Source organism: Bartonella sp. CE47NXGY (assembly GCF_042195415.1).
GTDB lineage: Bacteria > Pseudomonadota > Alphaproteobacteria > Rhizobiales > Rhizobiaceae > Bartonella.
The window spans coordinates 35,678-57,258 of sequence record NZ_JBHIOI010000010.1; the positions used below are offsets into that span (position 1 = coordinate 35,678).

Genomic DNA, 21,581 nt, shown 5'->3' on the forward strand with positions numbered 1-21,581 from the left:
AAAATTCTTAGTTCAAAAATATGAAAAGACAGCGTGATATTTATAGAAGAGTCTCATATACCTTTATCATAAAAAGCACTAAAGGTTATTGAATGTGTACACCTTCTGTCTTGTAACGGTTTTCTCTTTTCTGCTCATAAGAAAGCACGCTGGCATCAGCATACACTTAACCCCAATGTTACAACAATTCTTACATTTGAAAATATTCATTATAAACATTTTTCCTTTTTATAGAGTTTTCACCCACATGCCAGCCCCACTTGTGACCGAAAAGCAAGTGATTGTCATTGATTCAACATAGGGAAAAATTTGAAATGAGAAAATCCTACGATAGACCTTCCATTCAAGGCGCAAAACAACAAATGATCTTTATAAATCAATGTGATGTCGATCTCTATTTTTTTAAGGAGAATCACATGTCACAATATAAGCCTATAGACAAACCATTGCCTTAAATATTCTCATAAAAAATACCGGTATGCTTAAAGCCTTACATAGATCAACCGCCTTAAACGATGATATTTTACGGTCTAATAGGATTCTCTCTATAGTCAATAAAGATTAAGTGCGATACAAAATGATTCTATTACTGAGCTAACTTATATCAATACCCAAGCTCTTAACGAAGTCATCATAAAAGACACTGATACAAGCAATCCCTTATAGCCTCTCAAGAAAACAAGAAAATCATCTCCCACAATAGAATCATTTCTCTACAGCAAAACTTTATCCCACACATGTTCTCAAGAAAAAGTGAAAAACGCATCTTACCCAATGCATTCACTAATGAATCAAGAGAAACTTACCACTGAAAGAGATAAAACGCTAAAGTTTTAACCACTAAAACAGAACGTCCACGATACATTCCCTGTTCCACATCGATAGAAGACGATGCAAGGGAACCTCAACACTCATCTTAAAGCGAAAATGCACGCCCCAAGCGTGCATTGATCGATGAAATAAAAGAAGTTCACCACTGGAAAAGAAAAAAAACGCTAAAGTTTTAACCACTAAAACAGAACGTCCACGATACATTCCCTGTTCCACATCGATAGAAGACGATGCAAGGGAACCTCAACATTCATCTTAAAGCGAAAATGCACGCCCCAAGCGTGCATTGATCGATGAAATAAAAGAAGTTGACCTCTGGAAAAGAAAGAAAACGCTAAAGTTTTAACCACTAAAACAGAACGCCCACGATATATTCCTTGTTCCACATCGATAGAAGACGATGCAAGGGAACCTCAACATTCATCTTAAAGCGAAAATGCACGCCCCAAGCGTGTATTGATCGATGCAATAAAAGAAGTTCACCTCTGGAAAAGAAAGAAAACGCTCAGTCTTTAACCACTAAAACGGAACGCCCACGATACATTCCCGTTTTCAAATCAATGTGATGAGGACGACGTAATTCACCAGAATTTTTATCTTCGATATAAGTCGGCGCCTTCAGAGCATCAGCCGAACGGCGCATGCCCCTCTTCGCTGGAGAGGTTTTTCGTTTAGGTACAGCCATAAAAAGACACTCCAAATCCATTAAAACAGAAAAAGCAATGTCAAAAATGACAATGCTTCATTTAAAACACCATAAAATTCGAGGATATTATACACTGATAAAAAAGAAGAGGCAATGTCAAAATGATCCTCCTCTTACCAAAAATGACCTTCCTGTTATCAAAAATGGTGTCACAATAATCAAATGAATATCAAAAACACTGCAAAATTTAAGAATTTTATACACCAATGAAAGCTTTTTTATAAGCCCTTCATTCAATTTTTATTTGGTTTAAAAAGGGATTTGCGCATACAGTAGAGATACGGATAAAAAGAGAAGTTGATTTTTAATAAAAAACGACGCCAATTTATGAAAACAAGAAAAAGCGACAACCTTTCTCTTTAAACTTCATAATTTCATTTTTGTAAAAACAAAGGAAGCAAGAATGCACGAATTTACCACCCTTCTTGCAAAACATAGAGACACCGTTGAAAAACGGCTTGATACCCTGTTAAGTGATCAAATCCAAAATGGTGAAATTTCACGCCCTAAAAACTTAATCAAAGCCATGCGCTATGGTGTGCTGAACGGTGGAAAACGCTTGCGTCCTTTTCTTGTAATTCAAAGTGCTGCACTTTTTGACGTCCCTGTAGAACATTCTCTTGATGTTGCATGTGCCTTAGAATGTATCCATTGTTATTCGCTCATTCATGATGATCTTCCCGCTATGGATAACGATATACTCCGGCGTGGAAAACCCACCGTCCATATAGCATTTGATGAAGCAACAGCAATTCTAGCAGGCAATGCCCTCTTAACATTTGCCTTTGAAATTATTGCTCATAAAGCTAGTATTTTATCTACAGATATTAGAATCAAGCTGATCACGTCTCTTGCACAATCGGCAGGGCTTGGCGGTATGTTAGGTGGACAAATGCTGGACCTTGAAGCTGAAAAAAGACCGCAAGAAAGTACTGACATTATCACTCTACAACACATGAAAACAGCAGCCCTGATAAGCTTTGCTTGCCAAGCAGGTGCCATCATTGGCAATGCATCTAAAGAATTAACTGAAAAACTTACTGATTTTGGTACCTATCTTGGTTTAGCCTTTCAATTAACCGATGACCTTCTTGATGTCACCGCCAACACGCAAACCCTAGGAAAAACGGCTGGAAAAGATGAAACGGCACAAAAAGCCACTTTTGTTCATCTTTACGGCATTAAAGAAACCCAAAAAAAGCGAGATACACTCATCAGTAAAGCAGAAGCATTCTTACATCCTTTTGGCGCTAAAGCACTCCCCCTCCAACAAGCAGCACACTTTAGTGCAATACGCCAAAATTAAACTTCATCCGCCCTATTGTACATAGTGTACACCATCATATTTATTGAATGCATAATAGATTTTTCAAAGAAACATTACCATTAATCTCCATTATAGTCCTTATCATGAAATGGGTGCGACAAATCTTAAGAGGAATTTCATTAAAACAAGCCGCGTAAATTTATAACACAAATGCATTCTGGGTATCCTATTTTGCATAAAAAATGCCTTCCATTAAAGACTGAAAGAAACAAAATGTGAAAATGCGTAATCACCATGTTTTAAAAGATATTACAGTGGATGCTTTAAAGCCGAATAAAAAACAACCGGAAAGAGGAAAACTCATTTTCTCCTTTATATCTTTAATCTTCTAACGATAAGGCAAAAAATAAACAGAATAAGTATAAAACCAGGCATTTTATAAACCCGCAAAAAACAATAAAAATGCCGATTGGCTTTGTAGCCTTATCAAAGTCATCTGTTGTTTATTGCCAACCCTAGGAGTACACTGCCCTCAGTAAAGAGTCGTAATTTTTATGCCTTTCCACGCTATCTTGTTGTAAAAGATCAAATATGGTCACATTCTGTAAATTCACTCGTGTATTACTTGCTCTCTAAAAACACTTTTACAAAAGTGCTCGTTGTTTAGTTTAGGCATCATTTTTTTGAAGCTCGTATTTAAAATATCAGAAAAAAATGAATATAATGGCTATTTTGATTTTTATGCCACCCTCAAAGAACAAAGTCTTTTAATCCAATCTGCTCTGTAAACAGTCTAGTGTCCTACCGAGTAGGTTTCTCTCGTTTTCCACGCATGCGATTCACTTAAACTAAAGACGCAATAAACAAGACTTAAGAATATTCACCATACACTTCTTAAAATACTTAATGTATCAAACAAGATACCTTCACCACCCCTCAAATGACAGTATGTTACGGCATAACAGGATAAATAAAGCCATTAATTTCAATAGAACGAAAGACCAAAAAAATATTATTACCGATCTCTCTTTTCTTAGCAAGAAATATATAATACATTGATTTATAATGATAATTTGCGGTTTTTAACTTGAATAAGAACCCTGAATACCGTAAGATTCTCTCATTTCAAATCTGTGTATGTTAAATCAATCAAAATCACTTGCTTGCACGTCACAAGCGGGAAAAGCCGTGTGGGGCAAAACATCAAAGAAAAGACTAAAAACTGCCTCTTATGAACCGTCTTAAAAGCCAAGGGCTGTCCGCAACATTAGGGGCTAGCAAAGTGAATAATTGTGTCGGCATGCTCCTTCAAAAGCAGAAACATTTTTATTTACAAAAGTGTGTAATAACTTCAATTGAATAATAATCATGATCACTGTACAACTTTAATTCATCACGCTCTTTATCTCGTTTATTCAATTCATCACATAAAAAGAAAATTGATAAGATTAAACAGAGAATGATCATTGCAACAGAAAGATAAAAAAAGTCCTTATTATTATATATAATAGCGCAATCTAATTTGTGATAAGTAGTTTTTTCAATCCAAGTGCAAATTTCCTCCTTTAAATGCAATTTTCTTATTAAGATGAAAAGCATCATTGTAAGTGAACCTATGCCTGTTGTAAAAGCTGGAAAATATGTCCACCTTTTGAAGCCATAATAAAAAAACATGCAACATGGCCAAGAAAATGCCGCGATTATCAAGAGTATTATAGCCATTGAATATCCTTCGAGAGAATTTTTCTCATTATCCATTCAATGTCATTTGTAAATTCTTCTTGGTTTCATCATGTCATATATCGTGTTTAGCTCTATGCAAAAACGCGCTATTTGTTTAACATTTTCATCATCACCGGTCCTCATACTCGACACGAGATCAATCATTTGTGTTTTGAAACTCATGCCATTTTCACTTGAAGAATTAAGAAACTTTTTCGCGTAATCAATCATGGGGTCGGTAGCATTCATAGACATATTATAGGCCCAAATAAAATCGTTTTCTCTCTAGTTATAGTCATTACGCAAACTGCTTATGACATTGAGTAACATATCTGCTGATATCCATTCATTATAATCACCACGCAATAAATTAACAAAACGTCCACATAAAACAATCAGTATGTGACGATGCCGTATAATGTCAAACTTTGGTACGATATTCTGATAGCCACGGCTATAGACGAAATTTCTTGCTTGTTCCTGCTTTTGAAAATGTTCAAAAGCGCCGTAATTTTCACTTATATATTCTTCGTAAAGTTTATTATACTACTCTAGACTATCTACGCGCGTACATCCCAACAACACAGATACAAAAAAAGAGTTATAAATGTTACAACACGCGTTATGGATAACGATTTCATCGCTTTACCTTTTAATGACCATAATTTGTACGGCTTAACAGATTCCTATCAAATATATCAATATATGCTGTTTTCTTGTGGCTTATTTATAGCAAATTGTACTCAACAATATTTCTGTACTTGGTTTTATTCCCTCTCAAAGAGGGGAGATATCATTCAAAGTTTCCATAGATAAGTTTATTATCTGGATTAAGAGTATTTTCTAACATCAGAAAATACAGAGCTAACGCCACAATCAAAGAGAAAATACTCAAAAATGAGAATGTACAACGTAAAAAAATTATCTCAACAAGATGATTGATATTTTAAAGAAAACAGCAATAAAACGCGTTAAATATATCAACAATAAAATCCGTCATGAGGAAAGCCTATTTGAACAGGCTATAAATTGTCCGACTGCTTAAATTAGCTCTAATGAGATAAAGGGTTAGCAGCAAGGAACCAATGAAAATGGGGAAAACTGCTTCATCACCATTCCTTAATAAGCATATAATCTGGCACAATCATTTTCTTTATCAGCGTCCAATCTTATCAGCAACTCTTTGTGCAATATTCATGAGCAGCATTTTTATTTCCCTTTTAACGATTATTATGCCACGCCCACTTATAACGTACAAGCAGATGACTTTGATTGCTTCAACATACATAGATTTTAAATAAGAATAACTGAGACTATTCAGCTTTCTCATTCAACATGCAAAAACAACGATGCGCCTTAATAAATAAAAGCCTTGCCCCACTATGAAACCCTATAAAATACGTATCGTAATAAGTTAATATTTTCACTGAACTTTTTTGAGAGTTCCTTCTAAAAAAAATACCGCCAACAAGTAAATCAATAAATAAATAGCAAAAATATAAACGAGTGAGAAAAAGCCAAATATATTGACCATATACGCACTCATGTAAAAAAATACCAATAAGCTAAATCTCCCAACGGTTGACAAGAAAGATTCATATGTAGCCCTGAAATGATCACTAATACTATCGTGCAAGATAACTTCTACACGAAGATATGTATACTTAATGAGATAAAAAATCATACAGACTAAAATGACAGCCATTTCTTTTCTTGGTTCAAAGAAAGCGACTGTAGAAATCAGTAAAGCCGAAAGAAACAACAGTAAAATAAAATTCACTCTTTCACTTAGTTTTGTAAAGAGAAAACTAGCCAAGAGCTGAGAGAGCAATATCAATGAAAATGTCACACCAAGATCAAAATAAGTGACATTAATATTATGATCTTTAAATATCCACTGCCAATACTGCGAGAATATATTGAAAAAAATCAATGAAAAATAAAAGCATAAAGAGATATAAGGAACTTTAATAAAAATAGATAACATCTCCTTAGCTTCACAAATGAGAGAATTCGCTTTATTTGGTTTTTTCTCCCCCTTCAAGTCATCAAGAAAAAACAAACCAAATAGTGTCGTCATCAACATTAAAAACGCCGCGATATACCATATATATTGGCTAGAATAATCAGCAAAATATGCCCCGATTAAACTGAATATAAACATGCCGATGTAATTATATTGAGAGCTGGAACCAAGCACTTTTTTAGTGGATGTCAATTTTTCTTTTGCATATTGAACAAGTAAAGCATTATAGGCTCCAGCAATTAATGTCAGCGATAAGGCATTAAAAGTTTCTGCCAAAAGAAAACCATAAAAGCTTGTAGAAAATCCCATGAGAAAGAGCCATGTGGCAGCAAAAGCCGCTGCCAAAACGATCGATATTTTATAACTTTTTCGATCAGCAAAATATCCCAGAGGAATATCGGTAACCATCATAATAAAAGCCTGAAACGACTTAATGACACCTATATCAATAAGCGTTAAGCCTTTTTCAAGCATATAAAAGACAATAAAGGCGCCAGTTAAAATCCTTATACCGTTAAATAAAAAGCCAAACGCTAATATACTTGTCATGCACTCCCCCAATAACGCCAAAAAAGGCACCCGTATACATCATTTTATATCAATATAAAAGCTTACATTTTACGACAAATAGGACTATAATCGCTATAAGGATTTCCAATCCTATCAATTTGATACCCCAAAAAATGCTGGGAAAATGCCTGAAAAATCAATAAACAATGTTCTTTCTATAATTTGATATTTGAAGAATCCGTTAAATATTTTACTGTCTCAAGAGCAGCCAAAAAACCAGCAACAACATTTACGGATCCATTTAAAGTATTCATATCGTTTTGCTTAATAGTCTTAACACACTCAAACTCATTAATATCCTTCATAAGCTTCTGATTCTAAAACAGGCATATCATCTGGTTTTACCTAAAATAATAAGCAACCAACAACAGTATTGACCATAGCTAAAGCAGCATACAACAGCACCCTCTTCACATTGAAGACAGCTTGTTTTAAAAAAAACGACACACCCTTTTTACTTCAACCTTATGCGATTTTTACCTCAACTTTGCCCAAAGCGTGTATGAATATAATCACTCAAAAGCGCTTCAAATTCTTCAGCAATGTGATCACCCCGCAAAGTTTTTACCTTTTGTCCCTCAATAAAAACAGGTGCCGCAGGACTTTCCCCCACTCCAGGCAAAGAGATTCCAATATCCGCATGCTTTGACTCCCCCGGTCCATTGACGATACATCCCATCACAGCAACCTTCAAGCTTTCAACGCCAGGGTATTTTTCACGCCAAACAGGCATATTTTTGTATAAATCTGCTTCAATTTTTTGTGCCAATTGTTGAAAGACCGTTGAGGTTGTGCGCCCACAACCAGGACAAGCCGCAACAACAGGCAAAAATTGCCGAAACCCCATCACTTGCAAAAGTTCTTGCCCCACCTTTACTTCTCGTGTCCGATCACCACCAGGTTTTGGTGTTAAGGAAATTCGTATCGTATCACCAATCCCTTGCTGTAATAAAATACCCAAAGCCACCGAAGAAGCAACAATGCCCTTTGTTCCCATCCCAGCTTCCGTTAATCCCAAATGAAGAGCATAATCACAACGCGCCGCCAAGGTGGTATAAACAGCAATAAGATCTTGGACATCACTCACTTTAGCAGAAAGAATAATTTTATCACGCCCCAATCCTAACTCTTCTGCTAAAGCAGCCGAAAGCAAAGCCGACTGAACAACAGTTTCCCGCATCACTTCAGCAACCGATAAAGGATTTTCTTGCTGTGCATTTTCATTCATAAGCCGTGTTAACAACGCATTATCAAGAGAGCCCCAATTCACGCCAATGCGAATAGGTTTATGATACCGACAAGCAATCTCAATAATTTCTGCAAATTGACGATCTTTTTTTGCGCCAAAACCAACATTTCCAGGATTGATGCGATATTTTGCAAGCGCCTCAGCACACGCAGGATGCTCTGATAAAAGCTTATGGCCAATATAATGAAAATCCCCCACCAATGGGATAAAAAATCCTAACCTCTCCAATCGCTCCCGTATTTTTGGTACAGCCGCCGCCGCTTCATCGCGATCAACAGTAATTCGAACCAATTGTGAACCAGCTTGCCAAAGAGCAGCTACTTGAGAAACAGTTGCATCAACATCAGCGGTATCTGTATTAGTCATTGACTGTACAACTATCGGGCTCTGCCCCCCAATAATCACATCACCAACAACAACACCAACAGATCGACGACGCTCAAGTGGTTTAGATAAAAAATAGGTCGTACTCATCAAGTCCTCAAATTTTTAAAACCTGCGCTATCAATCATTATTTACATTGACTTCCTCCGCGCTTCAAAGGACGAAAATTACACCGCCCACCAATCTTAACAGATTGCTCTCAAAAGGTTCTACCTACTAACACTGATGCAATACAATTCATAGGTAGATTCATTCTATAGACGCACCGGATAAGTTCTACTACTTCTGTTCAAGTTTATACTTCTACACTTGGTTGCTTCAAAAAGAAACTGAAACAAAACAGAGACAATACTGTATTTTTAAGTTGCATGCCGATACCTTAATCAACGTCACCACAAAACAATGTTTTACAACACAACAGATAACGCCTATCAAAGCGCAATTTTTAAAAATGCATGAAAGACATCGCCAAATTAATCCAACATATTGATTTATAATAATCTATTTTTTACAAATTTGAATAGCAACCCCAAATATCGTAAGATTTCCTCATTTTAAATCTTCTTAATTGAATCAATCAATACCACTCCCTACAGCCACAAGAGAATAGATAGATAAAAACTCCTTATAAACTATTTCAAGTGCCAAAAGCTATCCCAACACTTTAAACAAACAAAAAAATGAAGACATCGCCCACCATCTTTATGAATGAATCTTACACCATTTTGTAAAAATTTTTACCTTACATCCTTAACAAACACCATCACGAAATGAACTCAAGTACATTAAGAAATGCCTCATTAAACCCAAACTTTTAATTCTCATCTCACCCACGCGCGGCATTATCAATGCAACCTTTCAATGTTCAAGCCGTTATAGCAAAACCCCAAACACCATCCCAACTGTCACACAACAATTTAACACATGAAGGAGTCAATAAATGTGTCTATTTTCACCCCATAGAAAAAATGCTAAAATTAAAAAACGTATAGCACAATTAAAAAGAGAGCTGGTCCCCGTAAATCATTGGAGTTTTCAAAATGATAGCTTTGAAAATATTTCTGAGCTGTTTAACACATGGAAACAAAAAGGCCGTCACGCACTTTATCACCTCAACGAACATGCTACAGAATTAAAGAAAAAAGCGAAAGAAAATCCTAAAAAAACCCTCGCATTAGCAGCAGGAGTCGTTTTAGTAAGCTTCTTACTGATCCGTAAAAATTAATAACACAACCAATAACCTTCCCTTTTAATGCCCGCCTTAAAACGGGCATTTTTATGGTTTACAAAATATAAACTTTACGTCTTCCTCCTAACTTTACGCCCTCACCCAAAAGGATAAGTTTCCCATCCGACCCAGTCTATAATCCAATTTTTTATCTGGCTTCCCCCTACCCCCATCTTCCAAACATGCGGTGACACCACACCTCAAAGGACAGTGTTGTGCAAAACCACAAGCAAAGCTTCCAATACTCCACCCCCCCTACTGAGTTAGTTCAAAAGAAATGGAAGTGAGTAAAGATGCATGCGCTTTAATATTCTAAGGAACATTATTTTACATCATGACATAAAAGTATAAGAAGCCTAAGAGCTTTAAAACATGTAGTATAGCAAACCAAACGAAATCTTCCAATGTAAACAACCACTTGCTATAAGTAAATGACGCAAAAATTAAACTGAAAAAACCCAAAATTTCATCCTCCAGAATCGACTCGCTGCGAAGTATCTACATAGGTAACCACGGACATGCCAGGAATGAGTTTTTCAATTCCTTCCTGCCCAGGATCTAAAGCAATCCGTACTGAAATACGTTGCGCAATTTTGATAAAATTACCAATTGTCGTATCCGTTTTTAACAATGAAAACTCTGAGCCTGTAGCAGGTGCAAAACGAACCACACGCCCTGTTAACTTTTTGTTGTTCAATGCATCAACAGAAAAAACAACCGGTTGTCCCACACGCATCTGAGAAAGTTGCGTTTCCTTATAATTAGCAATAATCCAAATATCATCAGAAATAACAGAGACCAATTGTGTCCCCGGCATAACATATTGCCCTACCCGCGCTCCAACTAATCCAATATAGCCTGTTCGAGGAGATAAAATCTTTGTGTGATCGAGATTAAGTTTTGCCAACTCAACACTCACCTTCGCTCCCGCAATTTCTGACTGTAAACTTTGCCGTTCAAGATCCAATTGTTTTTGCAATTGGCGTTTTGTTTCGAGAGCTGTCAAGAGTTGTGAAAGAGGACGAGAAACAGAACTTGCCGCATCACCAAAACCTAACTTTTTACTATCTGGAACAACATTGGAAAATGCTCGTGAACGCGCCAATTCCACCTCTGCTGTATTAATTTCGCCCTGCAAAAGCTGTGCTTGTAATTCAATACTTGCCAGTTTTGCATTTTTTGAATCGAGAACAGCCTGTGCCCGTGCAAGCTGCTGCCGAAAAAGAGAATCATCGAGCTCAAAAAGCAGCATTCCCTTTTCAACACGTTGATAATCTTGCACATAAATCCGTGCAATCACCCCAGAGATCTGTGAACTAACCAGAGTAACATTGCCCTTAATAGAAGCATTATCCGTTATTTGAATGTTACTCACAAAAGGAGGAAGCCTCCAAGCCCACAAAATCAGCAAAACACCCGTAATGCCCGATAGGAATGCAACAATCGTAGCTTTTGACCGTAATTTTTTTATCATTTTTTGCACCCCTCTTTCTATGACATTACTCTACTTTTCTAATGCACGCAAAGAGCATGACTTAACAATCATTGTGACAAGAAAAATAACGAATACAACCATTGAAATATAAAAATAAAGCCGAAAAACGTCATCATAAGCAAAAATATTTGCTGTTAACTTAAATTTCTCTATCAACATAGAAGTACCCTGCTCACTTCTCAAGCCATTGGGAACAGAAACACCATAAGAAGGCGAAAATAAAGTATTCATCTCACCAGAAATAAGCGGATCAGTAATAATAATATTTTGTGTTAAGGACTCAAAGTTCTTATGGGCAAAATAAAACTGAAGGCTGCCAAAAAAAGCCGACCCCATCAATCCCCCTGTCACTTGCGTTAGCAAAAAAACAGCAATAAAACTTAAAACGTAACGCGGTCCTCGCTCACCAGCGATCACAAACCCTTTGAAAAGAGCCGGAGGCAAAAAAAGTGCATAACTAAAACTCACCAACCCTTGGCTCAACATCATATCTTGTGGGCGCGTTAAATGGTTTACATGACTATCTAAATAAGCTCCTAACGCCAAACAACCCAAAGACAACAAATAAAAATAATCCTCACGCCCCGCCCGTAAAAAAAAGACACAAACAGCCCCCCCTAACAGAATCCCTAATGTCACCGCAAGATACATGGGCGCCATCTCACGATTGAGCAAACCAAAAAGATTAAAAAAACCTACGGGCAAATTTGACCGCTCCAATAAAAAAACATGAAAAATAAATAAAATAAAAACAGATTGGACCATTTCTTTACTGAAAATCCAACGGAGATCAATCAACGGTTTTTCTCTATTAAGCTCAATAATAATAGCAATAGCCAACGAGAAAATAGCAAGTGCGAGCCCCCAACCAATCCATGGTGCTTCATACCACCAATACAATATGCCAACAGACATGATCACAGCATTTAATCCAAGACCAAGAGCAATCAAACCATAGCTTATCCAATCTAATTTTTGAATAACCTTACTACGCACAACAGGAGTAAGAGGCAAAGTATAGATACAGACCAAGCTGATAAGAACCAACCCCATTTCCAGAGCGGAAAGACTGGAAAAACCACCATTTTCCAGCAAATCAGGAGAAATCAAACGTGATAAAGGTGCCGCTAAAGCCGCATTCATATAATTCAAACTAAGACCAACAGTAAACTTCTTTGCTGGAGCAAAAGCCTCCATCATATAAAGCAGTGCAAGCGAAGCCAAAGGAGCAGCAGCAATCCCAGCAAAAAAGCGAATAATCAATGCAGAACGCAAATCCGTAACAAAGAGCTGCAACACGCAAACCAAAACAAAGCCAAGAATTGATAATTCAGCAAAAGCGCGCAGCCCAAATTGATAGCGGATTTTGATCAACATAATCGCTACACTCACATTTGGCGCCATATAAGCCGCTACCAGCCATGTCGTCTCGGCCAAAGTTGCATGAAAATCACCCGTAAGATGGACAATGTTAGACTGAACAATATTAGCCCCTAAACCATAAGCCCATTGCAAAATAAGAGAAGCAAAAATATAAACAAAGCACTTTGGCAAAGGTCCCGCAAAGACACGACCAGGACGAGGAAAAGGTTTTGCACTCCTTTTAGCAGACACAACCGTACTCTTTTTTCCGCTCATGTCATCTTTTCCTGTATACTCTGCTACGCTTCTATCAACACAGCACCATCAGCTGACAACTGCTGGAAAAAAGCCTCTATTTTATGATTGTCCTCATCACTTGTCCCTCCTTCTAACGTCGCTTGAATCTGCAAAATCTGCTGTTCTAATACATCAAAAGAAAGATTCTCTACAGCCACAACGTGCTCTACCAATAAAGAGCAGCCTGAAAAGGTAATATTTGCAACACCCCCGCATACAACAAATAATTTTTCACCCACAGAGGTGCGAACACGAACACTGCCCAAAACAATACTTGCCACCAATGGCGCATGATGCGCCATAACTGTCAAATAACCTGAGGCTGAAGGAAGAACAACAGACACTACCTGCTCTGAAAACACAATTTTTTCAGGCGATACAAGCTCAAATAAAAAATGCTCTTCTCTATTGTTTTCCACAAAAGTCTCCAAAATACCCGATATAAGGACTCTCCGTTTTCTCCAACGACTCGTCCTTTTTAACGAAAAATACCCATGACAGTTTTCTCTTGAATAAGAAGCTTCTTACTAAGAAGCCTCTGCCATGAGACGCTTTCCTTTTTCAAGTGCTTCATCAATCGAACCAACCATATAAAAAGCAGCTTCTGGCAAATCATCGTAATCGCCAGCACAAAGCCCCTTAAAGCCTTTGATTGTCTCTTCCAAAGGAACGAGTTTCCCCGGCGAACCAGTAAAGGCTTCCGCAACATGGAAAGGTTGCGAAAGGAAACGTTCAATTTTACGTGCCCGCCCCACCAGCAATTTGTCATCTTCAGAAAGTTCATCCATTCCAAGAATAGCAATAATATCCTGAAGCGCTCTATAACGTTGTAAAATGGTTTGCACTTGACAAGCAACCGTGTAATGCTCTTCCCCCACAATCAATGGATCCAACATACGCGAGAAAGAGTCAAGCGGATCAACCGCTGGATAAATCCCCTTTTCCGCAATAGAGCGCGAAAGAACAGTTGTTGCATCCAAATGAGCAAAAGACGCTGCCGGCGCCGGATCCGTCAAGTCATCTGCCGGAACATAAATTGCCTGAACGGAAGTAATAGAGCCTGTTTTTGTACTGGTAATACGTTCTTGCAACGCCCCCATATCTGTTGCCAAAGTCGGCTGATACCCAACAGCAGAAGGAATACGCCCTAAAAGAGCAGATACCTCAGCTCCTGCTTGCGTGAAACGGAAAATATTATCCACAAAGAAGAGAACATCTTGTCCTTCATCACGGAAACTTTCTGCAATTGTCAATCCTGAAAGAGCCACACGCGCACGCGCTCCTGGTGGTTCATTCATTTGCCCGTAAACAAGGGCACACTTTGACCCTTCCGTTGAACCATTATTCTCTTTTGGATTCACATTCACGCGGCTTTCGATCATTTCATAATAAAGATCATTTCCTTCACGTGTACGTTCTCCCACACCAGCAAATACAGAATAGCCACCATGTGCCTTTGCAATATTGTTTATAAGCTCCATAATGAGAACGGTTTTTCCAACACCAGCACCACCAAACAAGCCAATTTTACCCCCTTTAGAATAAGGGGCTAACAAATCCACGACTTTAATACCGGTTACGAGAATTTCCGAAACAGTCGATTGTTCAACATATTCAGGTGCCTCTTGGTGAATAGAACGTGTTTTGGTTGAAGCGATTGGTCCCACATTATCCACCGGTTCTCCAATCACATTCATAATACGTCCCAACGTTGCTTCTCCTACAGGAACGCTAATTTGTGTGCCTGTATCCACAACCTTTTGGCCCCGCATCAAACCATCAGTCGTATCCATAGCAATCGTACGCACAGTATTTTCACCCAAATGCTGCGCAACTTCTAATACCAAGCGATTGCCTAAATTCTCTGTTTCCAAAGCGTTGAGAATTTTTGGCAATTCACCTTCAAATTGCACATCAACGACAGCACCAATAATCTGCTTGATTTCACCAACAGCGCCTTTTGCATGCTCTTCTTTTTTTGCGGATGTATCTTTTTTTACAGGTGTATCTTTAGCTGCATCACGCGCAGGTACAGAGGAAGCCTTTACATCCACTTGAGATTTCGAAGCGGCTTTTTTCACGCTGGAACGAGCAGCTGGTTTCTTTTTTTCACCTTTTTCTGTTCCTTTGCTTGAGGTTACTGCTTTTACCATCAATCTTTACCTTCTCCATTTAAAGCGCTTCAGCGCCCGCAATAATTTCGATCAATTCTGTCGTAATCTGTGCTTGACGTTGACGATTATAAGCCACCGTCAATTTACTAATCATTTCACCCGCATTGCGCGATGCATTATCCATAGCTGTCATCTTGGCGCCCATTTCACCAGCAACATTTTCTAGCAAAGCCCGAAAGATTTGCACCGAAAGATTACGTGGTACAAGGGCCTCTAAAAGAGACGCAGCATCAGGTTCATATTCATAAACAATCGATTGTGAACCTTTGTTATGATCGGTTTGCTCCACAATATCTATTGCCCCAACAGCTGCTTTTGGAGCAACCATTGGAATCAAATCCAAAGCTGTTGGACGCTGATTAATTACGGAAACAAATTCAGAATAAAACAGCGTACAAACATCGAAAGCACCTTCATTGAATAAATCAACAATCCGTTGACTAATCATCACTGCCTCTGCAAAACCAATTCGCTTTACAGCATGCAAATCGATATGATCAATTATCAAGCCTTTGTAATCACGCGATAAAATATCCGCGCCTTTTTTACCCACAGTGATAATTTTTACTATTTTATCAGTCGCCAACAATGCCTTAATCTGTTCACGTGCACGACGAGCAATTTGCACGTTAAAAGCACCACACAAACCGCGCTCAGCAGTACACACCACCAAAAGATGCACATCATCGCGCCCCGTACCACGCATAAGAGTAGGCGCATCAACACCATCTACATCAGCAGCAACACTGGTCAAAATATCAGCCATTCTCTTCGCATAAGGGCGTGCAGACTGCGCTGCCTCTTGAGCACGATGCAACCTTGCCGCTGCAACCATTTGCATAGCTTTGGTAATCTTTTGTGTTGCTTTAACCGAAGCGATACGGTCTCTAAGATCTTTTAGTGAAGCCATTCAAGCATTCCATCAATTCATCACGAGAAATTTTTCGCATAAGTATCAAGAACAGTTATCAACTTATCTTTCAGCTCATCTGTTATTTGCTTTTGCTCAGCAATTGCCTTTAAGAGATCTTGATAATCACTACGCAACAGCACTAAAAGTCCCTGCTCAAACCGCGCAACATCAGAAACCGCCAAAGCATCAAGATAGCCATTCACACCCGCAAAAATAACCACCACCTGTTCTTCTGTTTTGAGTGGAGAAAATTGCGGCTGCTTCAACAGCTCTGTCAAACGCGCACCCCGATTTAACAGACGCTGGGTTGACGCATCCAAATCAGAGCCAAACTGCGCAAAAGCTGCCATTTCACGATATTGCGCCAATTCACCTTTAATCGAGCCAGCAACTTGCTTCATTGCCTTAATTTGTGCAGCAGAACCAACACGTGATACAGAAAGACCAACATTTACAGCAGGACGAATTCCTTGATAAAACAAATTAGTCTCTAGAAAAATTTGCCCATCAGTAATCGAAATCACATTTGTAGGAATATAGGCAGAAACATCATTTGCTTGCGTTTCAATAACTGGCAAAGCTGTCAACGACCCAGATCCATTTTCCGCATTCAACTTCGCAGCCCGCTCTAAAAGACGCGAGTGCAGATAGAAAACATCTCCCGGATAAGCTTCACGACCTGGAGGACGACGCAATAAAAGAGACATTTGACGATACGCCACCGCCTGTTTTGACAAGTCATCATAACCAATCAAAGCATGTTGCCCATTATCACGGAAATACTCACCCATAGCACACCCAGCAAGAGGTGCAATAAATTGCAGTGGTGCTGGATCAGAAGCAGTCGCTGCAACAATAATAGAATATTCCAGCGCTCCACGTTCTTCTAAAACTTTAACGAACTGTGCCACCGTCGAACGTTTTTGACCGATAGCCACATAAATACAATAAACTTTGTCTTGCTCTCGTCCAGCCCCTTTTTCATGAAAAGGTTTTTGGTTTAAAAATGTATCGAGCAAAATTGCTGTTTTTCCTGTTTGGCGATCACCAATCACCAATTCACGCTGCCCCCGTCCAATAGGGATGAGTGCGTCAATCGCTTTCAATCCAGTCGACATCGGTTCATGGACAGACTGACGCGGAATAATTCCAGGAGCCTTAACATCGACACGACGACGCTCTGTTGCTTTAATGGGCCCCTTACCATCGATAGGGTTTCCCAACGCATCAACCACACGCCCAAGCAAAGCGGGACCCACAGGAACATCGACGATAGCACCTAACCGCTTTACACAATCACCTTCACGAATATCACGATCTGAGCCAAAAATGACCACACCAACATTATCAACTTCCAAATTGAGTGCCATACCACGCACACCGTTTGGAAAGGCGACCATTTCCCCTGCTTGGACATTATCCAAACCATAAACGCGAGCAATACCATCCCCTACAGAGAGAACCCAACCAATTTCTGAAACCTCAGCCTTTTGGTCAAAGTTTTTGATTTGCTCTTTTAGAATTTTTGAAATTTCAGATGGTCTAATATCCATCAGCTGACCTCTTTTTTCAATGCAAGCTTAAGTGAAGACAATTTTGTGAGAAGAGACGTATCAATTTGAGACGACCCCACACGAACGATTAATCCACCAAGAATTGTTGGATCCACAATGATGTGCAGCAAGACTTTTCCTCCAACAACACCTTCCAAAGCCTCACACAACTCTTGTCTTTGTTGAGAACTTAAAGGGCACGCAGAAACAATTTGCGCAGTAACCTGCCTACGAGCGCGTGCAACACAATGCTGGAAAGCACGTAAAATACCAAATACAGCACTAAGCCTACGGTTTGTGGCAATAACGCGTAAAAAATTACCAATGACCTGCCCTGCATTTTTATCAGCAAATTTGATGTTTGCACAAACAGATTGCATCACCTTAATTTGTTCTTTAACTGAAAAGAATGGACTAAGCACAAAGCGTTTTAAATCCTTATGCTCCAAAACAAGCAAAAGATCCTCTACTGCCTTTTCAACCTTTTCAACGTTTCCGGCTTCTTGAACGCAATCAAAAAGCGCTTGCGCATAGCGTTGATCTACCAACGGCAGCGGTATGAGAGAAAATGAATCCGACACGAAATACCGCCTCTTTCCCTTGAGCGACTCTCTGATAGTTATCAGATGAAATGAAACAGACATTCTCAATCTTAAGAATCTTTTTCTTAAAACCTAGAACAAAAATCACTTGGTTTCTAGCATAGACATAGCCGACTCGCAACACCACAAATCGCTGCTTTTTAAAAATTTTAATAAAATATTCAAAATATTTTTGAAAAGCATTTTTTTAGATATACAGGATGGCATCACAGTTTTTTTATGCTTCTTTTTGACATTCTCTGAGCGATTTTTCACTCTCTTTGATTTTTCTTCAAATGCCCTTGCCACCATAACAAAACACTTCTTCTCTAAAAACACTCCCTTTATCACCACAAGACCTTTAATGAGATGCAGCTGCGATTGAAAAAGTATATTATTTCAAACTGATAAGAAAGAAAAAAACAATGAATATCCTCCTAAAAATTAAAGAAAACATTGCTCTTTTTTCTTCAAATACCCACTCCTTTTAAAAAATTTCACCAAGTAATATTTTCTTGTAAGCACACTCTTTAAATATACAAAACATTGATTTATAATGATAATATATCATTTTTCATACCGAATAAGCTTCAAATATCGACAAATTCTCTCTTTTCAAATTTTTTTATCAAAATCACGCCCTTCATTAAGCCCGCGTAGCTTCACTTTATATGGCACTATATTGCACTGATTTTAGAAGAAGCATAGATCAATATCAATTTGAACTCGAATAGAATTGGGTATTTTGGGTATACAGCTAAACATTTTCAGCCCTTATAATCCGCCTATCAAAAAGATACTGTCCCTCATACAAAAAAGAAGTGAAAGCCGAAATGATAGTGCCCTCGAAGAAGAGAAGCGCTTCTGCTGGTTCTATAACAAAGATATTTTTTCCCGTGGCTCTACTTAATGCAATGGACATGTATCATATTTTGCTGCCTGGATGCTTATTCTGAATAATATAAGAGTTCAAGTAAAGCACCTTAAGCAAAGAGATCTTCACTTATGCGATACTGGTTTTAGAAAAAACTTTGCGGATCAATATCAATTTGAACCCGAACGGAACTGGGCATTTTGGGTGTACCGCTAAGCATTGCACGTATAAACCCTTGTATATCAAAAGAACGCTGTCCTTGCAGCAAAAGCCGAAAACGATAACGCCCCCGAACCAAAGCCAAAGGCGCTTCTGCTGGTCCCATAACCGAGATATTTTTTTCCCGTGGCGCTGCCTGACGCAATGCGCGCGCATAATGTTCTGCTGCTTGGCGCTGTTGTGCAGACACGATCAAAGAGGCAAGCCGCCCATAGGGAGGCAAATGATAATGCTGACGTGCTGCAATCTCACGTGTGTAAAAATCTTCTGGCTGGCATGCAAGTAAGGCTTTGATGACCGGATGATCTGGTTGATAAGTTTGCAATAATCCTAAACTTTTCAATCCCACACGCCCTGCTCTTCCGGTAACTTGAGAAAGCAGCTGATAGGTACGTTCACTTGCGCGTAAATCGCCATTGGCAAGACCAAGATCAGCATCAATAACACCAACCAGAGAGAGCTTGGGAAAATGATGTCCTTTAGCGACTAACTGTGTTCCAATAATAATGTCCACATCGCCATTTGCAATGGCTTGTAATTCGCTTCGCAACTTCCCAATCCCTCCTTTGAGATCTGTTGAAAGAATCAATGATCGCGCTTGAGGAAAAAGCATTTGTGTTTCTTCGGCAATTCTTTCCACACCCGGTCCGCAAGCCACAAGATGATCTAATGTCCCGCATTCAGGACAGGCTTCAGGAAGTGGTTCATGATATCCACAATGATGACATTTCAGTTGCCCTTGCGCACGATGTTCGACCAACCAACTTGAACAATCGGTACAATGAAAACGATGTCCGCAAATTCGGCATAAAGTCAAAGGTGCATAACCACGACGATTAAGAAAAAGAAGAGCTTGTTCGCCCTTATCAAGCGTTTGTTTTAAAGCCCTTTCAAGAGCAAAGGAAATAAAGCGCCCCTTTTGCACTCCTCCTTGGCGCATATCAATCACCCGCAACTGTGGAAGTGCAACTTCTTTAAAACGGGAAGGTAAATGCACCTTTTGATAACGCCCTTTTAAAACATTGGCTTGGCTTTCAATCGACGGTGTTGCTGAAGATAAAATAACAGGAAAATGCTCAAAAGAGCCCCGTGCAACAGCCATATCACGCGCATGATAAAAAATGCGCTCTTCTTGTTTATAAGCGCTATCATGCTCTTCATCGACAACAATCAAGCCAAGCTCATGAAAGGGAAGAAAAAGTGCCGAACGAGCCCCCGCAACGACACGCACCCGCCCTTCTGCAACTTGCCGCCAGACGCGTTCTCTACGACGTGGCGTCAGATCAGAATGCCATTCTGCTGCCGCAGCGCCAAAACGTGCATAAAAACGATCTAAAAACTGCTGAGTTAAAGCAATTTCCGGCAATAAAATTAAAACCTGCTTGCCCCCTTTGAAAGCTTGAGCGACCGCTTCAAAATAAACTTCCGTCTTTCCTGATCCGGTAACACCATCAAGCAAAAAAACTTGAAACTGAGAAGATAAAACACCTTCCCGCAATAATGTTGCTGCTTCATTTTGCGCTCCCTGCAACTGAGGGGGACAAAAATCAGGATCAGGCATTGCCACAAGATCAGGAGCAGGAACCTTAACATCTTCAAAAATTCCTAGCGCTTTTAAACCTTCAACAACAGAAACCGAAGTTCCAGCCGCATGTGCCAGACCAGAACGTGTCCATATCTTCTCATTACGCACCAATTCCAAAATCCGTGATCGCGCTGGTGTGAGACGTTCTACATTTCCACCACAATATCGCAAACCCAGCATCTGCGCTTCCGGCTCTAAAGCAGCCGGTACCGACAAAACCAATCGTGCTACAAGACCAAAAGGTGCCATTGTATAGCGACTAACAAAACGCAAAAATGTGATCATTTCTGCCTTTAATGGGGGACAATCAAAAACATGGAGCAGAGAGCGTAATTTTTCACGCGCCACAGGAGCAGACTTTTGCCCATTTGCTGTCTGCTCTCCAACGTCCACAACAAAACCGCAAAGCTCACGCCCCATCAACGGAACCCGAACAAAGGAACCAACGTTCACCTCCATAGAAGATGGAACTTTATAACTATAAGCGTGAGCAACAGGAAGAGGAACCAATACGGATACAATCTTTTCCTCTATCATGTTTGAAT

General features: G+C 39.2%; 13 protein-coding genes. 2 read left to right on the plus strand and 11 right to left on the minus strand.

What is annotated here, in order from left to right:
* Positions 1 to 1,336: 1,336 nt before the first annotated feature.
* On the minus strand, positions 1,337 to 1,516 hold the full coding sequence (rpmF, locus tag ACFIL3_RS04920; protein ID WP_005774555.1) for a 50S ribosomal protein L32: 180 nt from the start codon (positions 1,514 to 1,516) through the stop codon (positions 1,337 to 1,339).
* Positions 1,517 to 1,940: 424 nt separating this feature from the next.
* Between rpmF and ACFIL3_RS04925 the strand changes: the two genes are divergently transcribed.
* Entirely contained in the window at positions 1,941 to 2,843 is a 903-nt protein-coding gene (locus ACFIL3_RS04925) for a polyprenyl synthetase family protein (protein WP_375611731.1), read from the plus strand.
* A 3,106-nt stretch (positions 2,844 to 5,949) separates the two neighbouring features.
* On the opposite strand, the gene ACFIL3_RS04930 is transcribed toward ACFIL3_RS04925, so the two are convergent.
* Both ACFIL3_RS04930 and ispG read right to left on the minus strand, forming a co-directional pair.
* Positions 5,950 to 7,101, minus strand: a complete 1,152-nt coding sequence (locus ACFIL3_RS04930; RefSeq protein WP_375621014.1) for an MFS transporter — start codon at positions 7,099 to 7,101, stop codon at positions 5,950 to 5,952.
* A gap of 502 nt (positions 7,102 to 7,603) precedes the next feature.
* Entirely contained in the window at positions 7,604 to 8,845 is a 1,242-nt protein-coding gene (gene ispG / locus ACFIL3_RS04935) for a flavodoxin-dependent (E)-4-hydroxy-3-methylbut-2-enyl-diphosphate synthase (protein ID WP_375681890.1), read from the minus strand.
* Between the two features lie 850 nt (positions 8,846 to 9,695).
* Here ispG and ACFIL3_RS04940 point away from each other — a divergent pair.
* Positions 9,696 to 9,980, plus strand: a complete 285-nt coding sequence (locus ACFIL3_RS04940; protein WP_375611728.1) for a hypothetical protein — start codon at positions 9,696 to 9,698, stop codon at positions 9,978 to 9,980.
* 469 nt (positions 9,981 to 10,449) lie between these two features.
* Here ACFIL3_RS04940 and ACFIL3_RS04945 read toward each other — a convergent pair whose 3' ends face one another.
* The 8 genes from ACFIL3_RS04945 to ACFIL3_RS04980 form a co-directional block, all read right to left on the minus strand.
* The gene (locus ACFIL3_RS04945; RefSeq protein ID WP_375611727.1) at positions 10,450 to 11,457 is read right to left on the minus strand and encodes an HlyD family secretion protein; all 1,008 of its coding nucleotides are present in this window, start codon (positions 11,455 to 11,457) and stop codon (positions 10,450 to 10,452) included.
* Positions 11,458 to 11,487: 30 nt separating this feature from the next.
* Positions 11,488 to 13,116: an MFS transporter gene (locus tag ACFIL3_RS04950; protein WP_375621016.1), complete on the minus strand. Its 1,629-nt coding sequence runs from the start codon at positions 13,114 to 13,116 to the stop codon at positions 11,488 to 11,490.
* A gap of 23 nt (positions 13,117 to 13,139) precedes the next feature.
* The gene (gene atpC, locus ACFIL3_RS04955) at positions 13,140 to 13,556 is read right to left on the minus strand and encodes an ATP synthase F1 subunit epsilon (protein ID WP_375611725.1); all 417 of its coding nucleotides are present in this window, start codon (positions 13,554 to 13,556) and stop codon (positions 13,140 to 13,142) included.
* A 108-nt stretch (positions 13,557 to 13,664) separates the two neighbouring features.
* A complete protein-coding gene (atpD, locus tag ACFIL3_RS04960) occupies positions 13,665 to 15,290 on the minus strand; it encodes a F0F1 ATP synthase subunit beta (protein ID WP_375613176.1) in 1,626 nt (541 codons plus the stop codon).
* A gap of 19 nt (positions 15,291 to 15,309) precedes the next feature.
* Positions 15,310 to 16,221, minus strand: a complete 912-nt coding sequence (locus ACFIL3_RS04965; RefSeq protein ID WP_375613175.1) for a F0F1 ATP synthase subunit gamma — start codon at positions 16,219 to 16,221, stop codon at positions 15,310 to 15,312.
* A gap of 20 nt (positions 16,222 to 16,241) precedes the next feature.
* Positions 16,242 to 17,777, minus strand: a complete 1,536-nt coding sequence (atpA, locus tag ACFIL3_RS04970; RefSeq protein ID WP_273790513.1) for a F0F1 ATP synthase subunit alpha — start codon at positions 17,775 to 17,777, stop codon at positions 16,242 to 16,244.
* Positions 17,777 to 18,358, minus strand: coding sequence for an ATP synthase F1 subunit delta (atpH, locus tag ACFIL3_RS04975; RefSeq protein ID WP_375613174.1), 582 nt, complete (start codon positions 18,356 to 18,358; stop codon positions 17,777 to 17,779). Before atpH ends, atpA begins: the two co-directional genes overlap by 1 nt.
* Before the next feature lie 1,019 nt (positions 18,359 to 19,377).
* On the minus strand, positions 19,378 to 21,573 hold the full coding sequence (locus ACFIL3_RS04980) for a primosomal protein N' (RefSeq protein ID WP_375681892.1): 2,196 nt from the start codon (positions 21,571 to 21,573) through the stop codon (positions 19,378 to 19,380).
* Positions 21,574 to 21,581: the final 8 nt, after the last annotated feature.

Coding starts and splice junctions, on each gene's coding strand:
- ACFIL3_RS04940 (WP_375611728.1), top strand. CDS start 9,696: ATGTGTCTATTTTCACCCCATAGAAAAAATGCTAAAATTAAAAAACGT.
- ACFIL3_RS04980 (WP_375681892.1), bottom strand. CDS start 21,573: ATGATAGAGGAAAAGATTGTATCCGTATTGGTTCCTCTTCCTGTTGCT.
- ACFIL3_RS04925 (WP_375611731.1), top strand. CDS start 1,941: ATGCACGAATTTACCACCCTTCTTGCAAAACATAGAGACACCGTTGAA.
- ACFIL3_RS04950 (WP_375621016.1), bottom strand. CDS start 13,116: ATGAGCGGAAAAAAGAGTACGGTTGTGTCTGCTAAAAGGAGTGCAAAA.
- ACFIL3_RS04965 (WP_375613175.1), bottom strand. CDS start 16,221: ATGGCTTCACTAAAAGATCTTAGAGACCGTATCGCTTCGGTTAAAGCA.
- rpmF (WP_005774555.1), bottom strand. CDS start 1,516: ATGGCTGTACCTAAACGAAAAACCTCTCCAGCGAAGAGGGGCATGCGC.
- atpD (WP_375613176.1), bottom strand. CDS start 15,290: ATGGTAAAAGCAGTAACCTCAAGCAAAGGAACAGAAAAAGGTGAAAAA.
- atpA (WP_273790513.1), bottom strand. CDS start 17,777: ATGGATATTAGACCATCTGAAATTTCAAAAATTCTAAAAGAGCAAATC.
- ispG (WP_375681890.1), bottom strand. CDS start 8,845: ATGAGTACGACCTATTTTTTATCTAAACCACTTGAGCGTCGTCGATCT.
- ACFIL3_RS04945 (WP_375611727.1), bottom strand. CDS start 11,457: ATGATAAAAAAATTACGGTCAAAAGCTACGATTGTTGCATTCCTATCG.
- ACFIL3_RS04930 (WP_375621014.1), bottom strand. CDS start 7,101: ATGACAAGTATATTAGCGTTTGGCTTTTTATTTAACGGTATAAGGATT.